Annotated in this window: 9 protein-coding genes; 5 read left to right on the forward strand and 4 right to left on the reverse strand. The window is 57.7% G+C overall.

Annotation, left to right across the window (positions count from 1 at the left end; genetic code table 11):
• The first annotated feature begins 30 nt into the window (after positions 1 to 30).
• From SH410x_RS08475 to SH410x_RS08490, 4 genes are all read left to right on the forward strand, one after another.
• On the forward strand, positions 31 to 1,011 hold the full coding sequence (locus SH410x_RS08475; protein WP_473676082.1) for a collagen-binding domain-containing protein: 981 nt from the start codon (positions 31 to 33) through the stop codon (positions 1,009 to 1,011).
• A gap of 65 nt (positions 1,012 to 1,076) precedes the next feature.
• The gene (locus SH410x_RS08480; RefSeq protein WP_473676083.1) at positions 1,077 to 1,199 is read left to right on the forward strand and encodes a hypothetical protein; all 123 of its coding nucleotides are present in this window, start codon (positions 1,077 to 1,079) and stop codon (positions 1,197 to 1,199) included.
• Positions 1,200 to 1,210: 11 nt separating this feature from the next.
• Positions 1,211 to 1,993, forward strand: a complete 783-nt coding sequence (mnmC2, locus tag SH410x_RS08485; RefSeq protein WP_473676084.1) for a tRNA (5-methylaminomethyl-2-thiouridine)(34)-methyltransferase MnmC2 — start codon at positions 1,211 to 1,213, stop codon at positions 1,991 to 1,993.
• A gap of 223 nt (positions 1,994 to 2,216) precedes the next feature.
• Complete coding sequence (locus SH410x_RS08490; protein ID WP_473676085.1) at positions 2,217 to 8,633, forward strand: PAS domain S-box protein; 6,417 nt, start codon at positions 2,217 to 2,219, stop codon at positions 8,631 to 8,633.
• A 149-nt stretch (positions 8,634 to 8,782) separates the two neighbouring features.
• Here the strand turns inward: SH410x_RS08490 and SH410x_RS08495 are convergent, their stop codons facing one another.
• From SH410x_RS08495 to SH410x_RS08510, 4 genes are all read right to left on the reverse strand, one after another.
• A complete protein-coding gene (locus SH410x_RS08495) occupies positions 8,783 to 9,256 on the reverse strand; it encodes a hypothetical protein (RefSeq protein WP_473676086.1) in 474 nt (157 codons plus the stop codon).
• Between the two features lie 80 nt (positions 9,257 to 9,336).
• Positions 9,337 to 9,831, reverse strand: coding sequence for an MOSC domain-containing protein (locus SH410x_RS08500; RefSeq protein ID WP_473676087.1), 495 nt, complete (start codon positions 9,829 to 9,831; stop codon positions 9,337 to 9,339).
• A 188-nt stretch (positions 9,832 to 10,019) separates the two neighbouring features.
• A complete protein-coding gene (locus SH410x_RS08505; RefSeq protein ID WP_473676088.1) occupies positions 10,020 to 10,679 on the reverse strand; it encodes a tetratricopeptide repeat protein in 660 nt (219 codons plus the stop codon).
• Positions 10,680 to 10,739: 60 nt separating this feature from the next.
• Positions 10,740 to 11,471, reverse strand: coding sequence for an SDR family oxidoreductase (locus tag SH410x_RS08510; RefSeq protein ID WP_473676089.1), 732 nt, complete (start codon positions 11,469 to 11,471; stop codon positions 10,740 to 10,742).
• A 147-nt stretch (positions 11,472 to 11,618) separates the two neighbouring features.
• Between SH410x_RS08510 and SH410x_RS08515 the strand changes: the two genes are divergently transcribed.
• Complete coding sequence (locus SH410x_RS08515) at positions 11,619 to 12,200, forward strand: glutathione peroxidase (RefSeq protein ID WP_473676090.1); 582 nt, start codon at positions 11,619 to 11,621, stop codon at positions 12,198 to 12,200.
• Positions 12,201 to 12,302: the final 102 nt, after the last annotated feature.

Below are 12,302 nucleotides of genomic sequence, written 5' to 3' on the forward strand. Positions count from 1 at the left end.
GCCGTTTCTTTTCCATCATGATGTCTGACGATGATGATCAAATTCGTTCAACTCTCCGCCCTCACCGCCATGTTCGTGCTCTGCTCGGGCCCGCTGCACGCCGCGATCATCAATGAATTTACTGCGGTCTCGCTAGGTGACTACACGGCTGCGTCAGAAGTGGAAGGTTCGGTCTTTGTCGGCGGGAATGTCAACGGACTGATTACCGTAGGTACGAATTCCCCGTTCATCATGGCTGGCGACGTGGCTCTTGCTGTTGTCGGGGACATCAATAATGGTGCGAATAACAACAGTCTTGGTGACATTGTGGTTAACAGTTCCAGCACGGTCACCGGCGGCATTAATCAAAGCGGCCCCATTCGTCCGGTGGTTGTGGACCCCAGTCTCGGAGCCCAACTCATTGCTGCGACGGGCGAATTGATGTCGACTTCGTCCTACCTCCAAGGCCTGACGGCGAACAGTGCCGCCTGGTTTAGCAACGGCGACGGAGGTGCCCAGCCTGGGCCAGTGCTCTTCGACGTTTTTTCCATTTCAACCGCTGCGAATGGCGTCGCGGTGTTTGACCTGCCTTCAGGCGCGTCGACGACTAACGTTCAAAGCATTTCGTTCGGTAGCACGAATGGCGTTAATTTGGACGACCTGAGTATGATTGTCATTAATGTCCCAGGGGCAAACATTGATTTCGACGTGAATGTTACTGGCAGCGCGATTACCTCAGAGGCGTTTAAAGAAAAGGCGATTTGGAACTACTATGAGGCCACAGAAGTCAACCTCAGCAGATCGGCGCCCGGTGCGACACTCGCCCCCCTCGCCACGGTCACCATTGGCGCGTCGACTGAGGGTGCCGTCTTTGCAGGCAGCATCAATCAGACAAATGGCGAGATTCACGGCCCAAACTTTGCCCCCATTATCGACCCAACCGCGGTGCCCGAGCCTTCGTCCACTTTCCTCTTGGGAGTGGCGGTCTCCGTCGCCTGCGCGGCGAGATTCCGTCGCCGACTCGCGGGCTAGGAGGCTCAGGAACGAGGAATGTCGTAGGACGCTCCGCGGCCCATCGTTTTGATGCTGAATCGGTTGTGGATCATCCCGTCGTCATTGAGCCCGCGGTCGAGAACCTGATGTCGAGTGTGGGCGTAACGTTTCACGTGTGTTTTCTGTTGTTCAATGGTCCCTGGGATATCCAACAGCGTGCGGATTGATGGTTAAGCCGATGCGTCCCCGCGTTCGAACGGTTGCGGACGCGTACCTGATTGAAATCACCGATGACGGCAGCCGCACGTTGGTTCGCCGAGACGGTGACCTGGCGTTCCACAGCGGCTGCGGGGCGGCTACCGAATGCGATCACGTCTACCTGCACAACGGCGGCTTTCACGGGCCCACCGTCGATTGGCCGCAGTCCGTGCTCGAAGTTGGGCTCGGTACGGGACTGGCGATGCTGCGAACGATCGACGCCGTCATCGCGGCGGACCGTCCGCTACATTACGTTGCCCTGGAGAACACCGCCGTCCCGGTGGAGGTTTTGCGGCAACTCGACTTAGGCCGCGGTCTCGCGGAACCGTCCTTGGCGGACCGGTTTTTGCGTCACATGGAATCGACCGGGCCCGATCTAGAAGAATATTCAGCCTCGTCCGGACCGCAGAGCACCACATGGCGCGTCGACACCGATCGTCACGTCCAGGTCATCTTGACGGACGCCAAGGCTTGGCTGGCTGCGGCGAAGGACACGTTTGACACCGTTTATTTTGACCCCTTCGACCCGCAGTCCAATTCTGAATTGTGGACAGATGACGTGTTCGGCGACGTTGCTCGCTGTCTGCGACCGGGTGGCCGGCTCGTGTCGTACTGCGTCAAAGGCGAGATTCGCCGACGCTTGGCGGTCGCTGGGTTCGCGGTCACACGGGTTCCGGGGCCGATCGGTGGCAAACACGTCGTGTTGATCGCAGTGAAGCAAGGGCCGCGGGAAGCAGCGGCAGGATATTCGGCGGTGTGTTGAGTCGCTAGAATTGCTGAGGCCACAGGCCACTCAAAGACGCGAGGCTGATTCCGATTGTCAGGGCCAAAATCAGCCGCATGCTGTGTGAGAGAGGTGGGGGAGGTGTTGGCCCCGAACTCGCATTGCCTCAAACTCGCATTGCAGAGGGGTTCTGGCTCCGTTGAATACGCCACTTATTGAGTTGTCGTTTCTCAGCAACTAATCAGTCTTACTTGAGCGATCCATGACGCAGGGCCGACCTAATTCGCTTACCCAAAACGGGGGAGCGTTCATCACTGTTGGCGCGGGCGATTCAGCTGGCGGGTTGGATGCATTGACGGAACTGCTCGCTCAGCTGGGTAGACGCGAACACATGGCGTGTGTTGTCCTGCGACATCCTGATTCCTCGGGTCCGGTATTGTTGACGCAGCGATTGGTTGCCGCGACTGAGATGCAGGTGGTCGAGGTCACCGGTCGCAGTGAGCTGAAGGCGGGGTGCCTCTACATCGCCCCCCCAACACAGTTTCTGGAAATCGAGAACGGTGCGGTTCGTCCGATCATCCCCGACGTCGGTGAGTCTCCACGGTCGGCGGTCGATCATTTTCTGCTGTCGCTGGCCAATGATTCGGGCGAGCACGACGGCTTGCTGATCGTCGTTGTTCACGATTTCGGTGAACCCTTGGAGCGTCAGGGCGCGGCCTCGATGCCAGATGCCCGCGATGCCCGCGATGCCCGCGATGCCCGCGACGGAGGCACCGACTCGATCATCGCTCACCTGGAACGCGAACTCGCAACCACGCGTCGCGATTTGGAGCGTACGCGGCACGGCATGGAGGCGGCCAACGAGGAGCTTCAATCTGCCAATGCAGCCTTGGAGAGATCGAAAAAAGAAATTGACATCGCGCACGCTCGAATCGCTCAAGCCGAGTCCGATCAACAGAACCTCTTGCACAGTACCAAGGTTGCCACACTGTTCCTTGATCAGGACTTGCGGATCCGAACATTCACGCCCGGTGTGAGGGCACTCTACAACCTGCAGACAACCGATATCGGACGCCCGCTGAAACACTTCACGGACGCGTCGGAGGAGATGCCACCGTTTCCCGATGATCGGTTACGTATCGGTGACGGGCCCGTCGAAGACGAAGTCGAAGCCCACGATGGTCGCTGGTACCAGCGTCGCATCCAGCCGTATCTGAACGATCGAGAACGCAGCGACGGTTGGGTGGTCACGTTCTACGAGATTACCGAACAGAAGAAACTTCGCATGCGTTTGGAAGCGGCGCACGCGGTGACCAAACTGTTGGCGGACGCAGATTCTTTTGAAGCGGTGATTCCGCAGGTCCTCAAGGCACTTCGTGTCTCGCTCGCAGCAGAAGTTTGTTTACTTTGGCGAATCGACGATGGTGGGGAGTTTTTGACCTGTGTCGAGACCGACGCGGTCGATCTTTCGCATCAACGGTTCATCGATCAAAGCCGTCAAACACGGCTCCCGATCGGTGAGGGATTGCCGGGCCGTGTTTGGAAGCATCGGGAACCGGTCTGGTTTGGTGATATTCAAGACACCGGCGTTCTCGTCCGGGCCACTGCCGCTGCCCAATCCGGATTGATCAGTGGAGTGGGGACGCCCATTGTCGTCGGCAATAAATTCAAGGGCGTGATCGAAATCTTCACGTCGCGTCGACTGACGCATGAGCCTGAGTTGATTCACTTGCTCGGATCCGTTGGCAGCGAGATTGGTCAATTCATCCGGCAGCGTCGATTGGACGCGAGATTTCGTGATGAAGAAGCCCGCAAGACTGCGATCCTGCAATCCGCACTCGACTGCATTATCACGATGGATACCGTTGGCCGGATTGTCGATTTCAATCCTGCTGCGGAACAAACCTTCGGTTACACGGCAGCCGATGTGATCGGCAAGTCACTGCCCGATTTGATCATTCCGGACCAGGACCGTGACACCCATCGCAATGGACTGGCTCGATTTCTGAGCACCGGAACATCCGACATGCTCGGCCAACGCACCGAATTGACCGCCCAACGCTCCGATGGCAGTTTGTTTCCAGTCGAGTTAGCGATTAGCGTCTCTCACGGTCGTGACAGCACGCCGTTCTTGACGGGCTATCTGCGTGACATCACCGAGCGGAAGCAGACGGAAGCCAATCTGTTGCAGCGTGCTGAATTGACGGCGCTGCACGCTTCGTTGGCGGTGAGGTTGGCGGGCGTCGCGCCATTGGACGAGATCTTGGATACCTGCTGTCAGTGTATCGTCAGTGGTCTGGACGCCGCGTCCGCACGGATTTGGCTGCTCAATGAACAGGACCAAGTGTTACAGGTCGCCGCCCACGCTGGCATTCCCATGCCCTTCGATGGTCAGCACGATCGCATCCCACTGGGCGAGTCGAAGATCGGTCAGATTGCAGCCACACGGCAACCATTTCTAACCAACGATGTGTCGCTCGATTCAATCATCGGTGATCCATCGTGGGCCACCCAAGCAAGCGTCGTAGGATTCGCCGGCTATCCATTCGTTGTGGAAAATCGGGTGGTGGGAGTGGTTGCACTGTTTGCCAAGCATTCGATCACAGCGGAGGTTTTTGAGCAATTGCTGCCGATGGCTGACGCGATGGCCCAGTGCATCGCCCGCAAGGAATCGGAGCAAAGACTGCTCGATCGCGAGCAACGATTAAATCTGGCCCTCGACGCGGGTCGCCTGGGAACGTGGCACTGGAACGTGAACGCCGACAGCGTGGCATGGTCGAACCAACTCTATGAGATCTTTGGCTATGCGAAGGATCAGTTCCCCAATACGCGGGCTGGCTTTCTAGAAATCATCCACCCCGATGATCGGCAACGCGTCGCAGCGAGACTGGAGGCAACGTTTACGGGAAACTGTCAGTTCTACGAAATGGATTTCAGGATCATCCGTGGGGATGACCAAAGAACGCTTTGGACATCGGGACGTGGGGTCATTCGGCGCGATGAACTCAAACGACCGCTGAGCATCACGGCCGTGGCAAGCGATATCACCGAACGCAAACAATGGGAGTTGGAGCTTGCTGACCGGGAATCGCATCTGCGCAGTGTGATCGACAACACTCTCTTTATGATCGGCGTGCTGGACGTTGACGGCACGCTGCTCGAAGCGAATTCCGCGGCGATCAACTCGGCTGCGCTCGATCGTGGTGAAGTCATCGGCCAAAAGTTCTGGGACTGTTTTTGGTGGAACTTCGATCAGGAATCGGTCACGAGATTGCAGACCGCAGTACAACGCGCCGCCTTAGGTGAATTTGTTCGCTACGACGTGGTTGCGCGCATGGCAGGTGATTCGCGAATCACCATTGATTTCATGATCAGCCCCGTGCGATCAAGCGACGGTACGATTACCCATCTGATCCCATCGGCAGTCGATATCAGTGAGCGCAAAGCGGCCGAGGCGTTAGTCATCGAACGAGAACAGTTCCTGACACTGGCGCTCGATGCGGGCAAGATGGGGACGTTCAAATGGAATGTCACCTCGGGATGTGTTGTCTGGTCTGAGATGGTATACGCGATGGTCGGCGTTCGCCAAGACGAGTTCGATGGTAACGTCTCCACTTTCAGACAGCTGGTTCATCCGGACGACCGCGAGGCGGTCAGACGGCATACCGAAGAACGCTTGGCCAGTGATGCTGACGACCATTTTGTCGAGTTTCGTTTGATCCGGCCGAGCGACGGTCGCACGATCTGGGTGGAGGAACGCGGCGTGATTGACCGGGCACCGAACCTCCGCCCATTGCATGTGACGGGGTTGGTGCAAGATATCACCGAACGTAAAGTGAAAGCGTTGAATTTTGCGTTCCTTTCCGATCTGCAAACTCAGCTTGTGCCACTGGCATCGGTTGACGATTTGATGAATACGTCGACGCGTTTGACGGCAACCTATCTCAAGTTGGATCGATGTCTGATCGTGGAGTTCGATGCCAACGGTGAAGTCGCTGACATCCTATGCGACTATCATGCAGGCGTTGGGCCGAGCATGGTGGGAGAACACTCGGTAGGCGATTTCCATAACGAGGCCGAGCGTGCGGCGCTGATCGCGGGGCACCAGGTATTTACGAACGATACGCAGGCTCGGGAGCGAGCAGATCGGCTCGTCGCGAGTTATCGGGATTTCAACATTGGTGCGTTTTGTAATTCCGCCTACCTGACCGATCGCGGCACCAAATTCGTCGTTTCTGCGCTGCATGCTCAGTCGCACGAATGGGACGCCGAAGAACGCAGGCTGTTGCAAGAGGTTGCCGATCGCGTCGGCATTCGGATCGAACGGGCGAGGTCGGAAGAGGAATTGGCAAATCGCGAGGCGCACCTGCGCCGAGTGATCAACAACCAATTGGGGTTGGTCGGCGTGATCGACCGCAACGGCATCCTCTTGGAAGTCGATGACCGATCGCTGATGATCGCTCACACACGGCGTGAAGTTGTCATCGGAGAGCACTTTGCTGACGCACCGTGGTGGAGTTACGACCCCGCCGTTGTCGCGAAGATTCACGCGGCAATGCAGCAAGCAATGTCCGGCGAAGTCGTTCGTTTCGACGTGTCACTATTCGCTCACGGTGACGAGGGGGTGATGATCGACTTCATGATCGCACCGGCCTTCGATCTGGACGGAAATGTGGAGTATTTGATTCCTTCGGGGGTGGACATCACCGAGCGATATGCCGCAGCGTCCGAGTTAGCGCAAGCAAAGCGATTGCTTGAATTGAGCATGACGGTTAGTCGCGTCGGGTCATGGAGTTTTGAATTGAAATCGGATGTGTTTACAGCAGATGAGAGCCTGACGCGGATGTTTGGTTTGACTGTTGACGCACCGAATACGTACGAGGACTTTCTGTCGCGGATTGCCGAGAGGGATCGCGATCGAGTCGGCAACGCGGTCGCAAAGTTACTGGCCGAGGGTGGTTCGTTTAACGAGGACTACACGGTCGAATTGCCCGGTGGCTCGACGCGATTCTTCCAAAGCCGAGGCTCGGTCGTGATTCTCAACGATGGGACGAAGACATGCTCGGGTATCGTTGTCGACATCACCCAATTGCGCGAGATGCAAATGGCGTTGGCTCAAAGCGAAGAACGCTTTCGCAATATGGCCAACACGGCGCCAGCGATGATCTGGGTTACCGACGAGAAGCACCACTGTAATTTCCTCTCGCAGAGATGGTACGAATTCACGGGCCAGACCGAAGGCGAGGGATTGGGGTTTGGATGGACGGAGTCGATTCACCCCGACGACCGGGAAGCGGCCAGGCAATCATTTCTGGCAGCGGTGGAACAAAGGGATCCTTACGAACTTGATTTTCGCCTCCGCACTGCCGATGGCCAATATCGGTGGGTCATCGACGGCGGACGGCCCCGATTTGATGCCGCTGGAAAGTTCCTGGGCTATGTGGGGTCGGTAATCGATGTGCACGACCGGCATGAGTCGCAGGCAGAACTCAAGGACGCGCGAGCGATCGCTGAAGCCGCGAACGAATCCAAAAGTGCGTTTCTGGCGAACATGTCGCACGAAATTCGGACGCCGATGACTGCCATTCTGGGCTACGCCGAACTATTGAGAGACCTGGTCGACCACGACGAAGCCAACCAGCATCTCCAAACGATCCGCCGAAACGGTGACTACCTGCTCGAAATCATCAACGACATTCTGGATCTCTCCAAAATCGAAGCGGGCAAATTGGACGTGGACTGCGAACGCTTCGAACCGCTGCGCTTGGTCGAGGACGTGCGTAGCATTATGGAGGTCCGCGCGACTGAGGGCGGCCTGTCGCTCGAAGTCGAGTACGACGGCAAGCTACCCAAGGTGATCCAGTCTGACGAAAAACGGCTCAAACAGATTCTGATCAACCTGATTGGCAACGCGATCAAATTCACTCGCAAAGGCTGGGTGAAGATTCACGTTCGGTTTGATCTCCCGACACAGCAGTTGCAATTCGATGTCATCGACACGGGCATCGGTATTTCCGACGAACAAATGGTGCGATTGTTTCAGCCGTTTTCGCAGGGTGATGCCAGCGTCTCGCGTAACTTTGGAGGCACCGGTTTGGGACTCGTGATCAGCCAACGACTCGCCGAAACGTTAGGTGGCAGTGTATCGGCCAGCAGCACCGCGGGAGTTGGCAGCACGTTCACCGTCAGCATCGCGACGGGCAATACAGTGGAGTCGGATTTAGTCCTCTACGACGTCCCGAGTTCGGATGTCCCCTCTGAAAAAGAGACCATGGGGTCAGCCCCATCGACTCTTTCCTGTCACGTGCTGATCGTGGATGATCGTCGCGAAATTCGTTTCTTGAGTAAACGAATCCTCACAGGAGCCGGTGCCACCGTGGCCGAATGCGATGATGGAATGCTTGCCGTGGAATATATCACTGCAGGCCTCGCCGACGGAGAGCTCCCCGAGCTGATTCTACTCGACATGCAAATGCCGATTCTCGACGGTTACGCGACTGCCAAGCGGTTGCGGACGCTCGGCTATACCGGACCCATCATCGCGCTGACGGCCGACGCGATGCAAGGCGATATGAACAAATGCCTCGAGGCGGGCTGCAACGACTACCTGTCCAAGCCGATCGATGCGCGACGGATGCTTGGCCTCGTGCGTGAGATGACGCAATCGCAAGAACGGTAGGTCGATCAGGGGATCCGCTGCGTGAGGGTACCGTTGGGCAGGCACTCGACCCGCCGGCACACGACCCGCCGGCACGCAACCCGCCGGCACTCGACACGCAGGCACGCAACCCGCAGGCCCGGTGATCGATAGGAATTCGTTCGGAGGACCTAACTTCGCCAGCGACGAGGTAGGACCGATTCCATCGCGGTGGGTTGCCGGCGGGACTTGAAGTACGCGGTCGTCACCAAGGCCCCTAAAGCTAAACCCGCCATGAAAATCACCCCACCTGCGGTGCCGCGGTGCTCGTCGACCTCGTACCGAACCCGCTCGATTGCCGATTGCACGGGCGGCCCCACCTGTCCACCTACCTGTTCGCCGAGATGACTTGCCTTTTGCAAAATCGAAGGCGACGGTGCGTACTCGCGGACCACGGATTGAATCTCATCGGTGGACGCTTTGGTGTACTCGGCCAAAAAGTCCTCGATCTCGAACACGTCGCAGGGAATCGACTCGATGTCACGCTCGTCCACGTGTGGCCATCGCTGTACGATGGCAGACTTCACCTGGACCCAAGGTTGCTCGTCCCACAGCGACTGACTTGGTTGATTTTCGGCCACTGTGGTATTGGTGTTCGGGCTCATGGCTGTGTTCCTGGGGTAAAACTCTGATGAAACGCATCCGCCAAATCGGGCAGAAGAACTCGCTTCATCAAGCCAACGGATTAAGCAATTGTTGTACCAAATTGGCGAGGTTGACTGGCGACTTTGAGCGTCCCCGTGGTAACGACCGTGGCCCGCAAGCCACCGCGGAAGTTCTCGGCCATGAAATCTTTCACGCCGGGAGCGATGGCTCGATTCATCCACTCGCAGGGCTGGCACTCTTGGCTTCCCTCGAACTGGACGCCTTGCAACTGGAAACGCTTCCCAAGTAGTGAGGCCAAATCCGCTCCGGCGACAATGAGGTTGCGACGAAACAACGATGCCGCCAGCGTCGGGAGATTGAATTCGTAGCGAATTGCGTCAACAACGGCTTGGTCCATGAAACTCACTTGATTCTTGCGATCGAGCTTGCCCTGGTGGTAGCGATCACCCACGAGTCCCTTCCTCGCCTCGCAAACGACCTCCGCTGGACTGAGGGTGCCGTGCTGCCGATTCGGTTCTCCCTTAGCGACCCAGTAATCGTGACCGGGTGAGATAATGATTTCAATGAGTTGCATGTTCAATCGTATTCCCTTTTCCGGCGGCGATTCAGCAGACCTTCATTCCAAAGAGGCGAGCGGTGGTCGCCTCCGCCTTGTTCCCGAGCATCGCCCGTGGCCGAGCATCGCCCGTGGCCGAGCATCGCCCGTGGCCGAGCATCGCCCGTGGCCGAGCATCGCCCGTGGCCGAGCGCTGGGTGAGGTTCTCAGGCGGCGGCTTCCTGATCGTGAGTTTGCTCAGGCTCGGATGGCTCAGGCTCGGATGGCGTGGGTTCGTCGACGTTGGCCTCTGATTCGTCACGGGGAGACTCGTCGTCCTCGTCACGGGCTTCGATGTCACGCTGCAGTCTAGCTTGCTCGGCGGCGAATTCGAGTCCCCAGTCATCAGCGACTTCCAGCTTGCGAACTTCGGCGAGCAGGAGCCCCGACGCATGCAAGCGTTCGGTGTGGCGGTAGATCGCCGAAAGCAGCAGCAGGGCGGGGGGGTCGCGTGGCTCAATCGCCAGCGTTTCGTTAAGCAGTTTCTCGGCCTCAGTATAATCCGCCCGCAAAAAAGCGATCTGGGCTTCGGGAAATGGATCGGGCTGGTCGCTGGCTTGCCGCGGCGTCAGCAACAGTGGCAGTTCACGGATCGAGCGGATCGTCAGCACCAACCATGCTGCAGCGACCACCCAACAGGCGAGCATCACCAGACCGCCCGAAAGCCAATCGGAATAGATGAATTTCGCCACCAGCAGAGCATTCACGATCACCGCGAAAGCGATCGCCGCGGGCAACGCCGAGATACGACCCCGCCACCATAGCTCCGCCATGCCCGGCCACAGGCAGGTGAGATAGTGTTTCGGCTGGATCGAGATCTCTTCCATCGTGCAAGAGATAACGTCTCACGCCACTGCGAAGCAAGAGAAACTGGGCGACTTCGGCGGCTACACCCACTCCTGGGTGGTGGGTTTGATGACAATTTCGGGCACGCAGGCGCGTGGGGGCAAGCGGCAGATCGACAGCACGACTTCGGCGATATCTTCAGGTTGAAGAATCGACTCGCGGTGCTCATCGGAAACGGGCACGGGACGTTTGTCCAAAATCGGCGTGTTCACTTCGCCGGGATACACGTTGGTGATCCGCACGCCCTCGTGGCGGACTTCGTTGGCGACGGCGGTGCCCATCGCCGTCATCGCGAATTTACTCGCACAATAAACGACTCCGCCCAGCGAAATGGCTCGCTTTCCGGCGATCGAAGAGATGTTGATGATCAATCCGTCGCGGCGATCCCGCATCGCAGGCAGGACTTCATACATGCAGCGATAGGCGCCCGTGGCATTGATCCTCAGCACGCGGTCCCACTCATCCGGATCCATTTCGGCCATCGTCCGTTTCGCGATATTGATGCCCGCGCTATTGATGAGGATATCGACGGGGCCAACGTTGTCGCGGATCTCAGCAAAAAACGCCTCGATACTGGCGTTTTCAGCCACGTCGATGACATGCGTGCGAATCGGCAGTGGTGAATCGATTGAGCTTGCGACTTCCTGCAGCGGTTCACTGCGGCGTCCGCCCACGGTCACGTTGGCGCCTGCGGACGCCAATCCGCGTGCGAGCCCCGCTCCAATCCCAGTTCCACCACCGGTAATGGCGACAATTTTCCCATTCAAAGTCATCTGGTTACTTTCTCTTATGGCAGCGACCTACATCGCGGCAGTCGCACGCTGCGGGCAAAAATAAAGGCTGTTCTTTCGATATCGGCTAGCTTACTATCATATCGTGAATTCTCGTTCTCTCCCTCCCAACTCGCTGGAAATCGAACCATGACTCGACTTTTTTTACTCTCTCTGGCCCTCGGATGCTTCATGACCGCTCCTGTTTCCGCTGCTGACGCGACCCCGGACGGGCACCACTGCTCGCTGGATTTCGAGGCCAAGACGATCGATGGCAAAACGGTTGATTTAGAGGATTACGAAGGCCAGGTCGTGCTGATCGTCAACGTAGCGAGCGAGTGTGGCTACACGAAACAGTACGCCGGACTGGAGGACTTGTACAAGAAGTACAAGGATCAAGGCCTCGTGATCTTGGGATTCCCCTGCAATGAGTTCGGAGGCCAAGAACCAGGCACGGACGCGGACATCAAACAGTTCTGCACTGCCAAATTCGGGGTCACGTTCCCAATGATGAGCAAGATCGAGGTCAACACGCCCCAAGCCAGCGACCTGTACAAGCACCTGACCAGCCAGACGGCACCACCGGCCGGCACGGGACCAATCAAGTGGAATTTTGAAAAGTTCCTGATCGGCCGAGACGGACAACTCGTCAATCGCTATCGCTCGGCGACCAAGCCATCGGACAAGGAATTGACGAGCGAGATCGAAAAGCAACTCGCTGCGAAAAACTGATCTGAGGGGCAAATGCTGATCCGAGGGCCGGGCCCCAACCGTTCTGGCCGTTGCTCCCAATGGCCGCGCACTGGCACGTGACTTTTTTTGCGGCCTCGCATG

It is taken from the genome of Rhodopirellula sp. SH410 (assembly GCF_055811895.1).

Bases quoted from the DNA above. Each gene is read 5' to 3' on its own strand.
- SH410x_RS08475 (WP_473676082.1), top strand. From the start codon at position 31: ATGATGATCAAATTCGTTCAACTCTCCGCCCTCACCGCCATGTTCGTG.
- mnmC2 (WP_473676084.1), top strand. From the start codon at position 1,211: ATGCGTCCCCGCGTTCGAACGGTTGCGGACGCGTACCTGATTGAAATC.
- SH410x_RS08490 (WP_473676085.1), top strand. From the start codon at position 2,217: ATGACGCAGGGCCGACCTAATTCGCTTACCCAAAACGGGGGAGCGTTC.
- SH410x_RS08495 (WP_473676086.1), bottom strand. From the start codon at position 9,256: ATGAGCCCGAACACCAATACCACAGTGGCCGAAAATCAACCAAGTCAG.
- SH410x_RS08500 (WP_473676087.1), bottom strand. From the start codon at position 9,831: ATGCAACTCATTGAAATCATTATCTCACCCGGTCACGATTACTGGGTC.
- SH410x_RS08505 (WP_473676088.1), bottom strand. From the start codon at position 10,679: ATGGAAGAGATCTCGATCCAGCCGAAACACTATCTCACCTGCCTGTGG.
- SH410x_RS08510 (WP_473676089.1), bottom strand. From the start codon at position 11,471: ATGACTTTGAATGGGAAAATTGTCGCCATTACCGGTGGTGGAACTGGG.
- SH410x_RS08515 (WP_473676090.1), top strand. From the start codon at position 11,619: ATGACTCGACTTTTTTTACTCTCTCTGGCCCTCGGATGCTTCATGACC.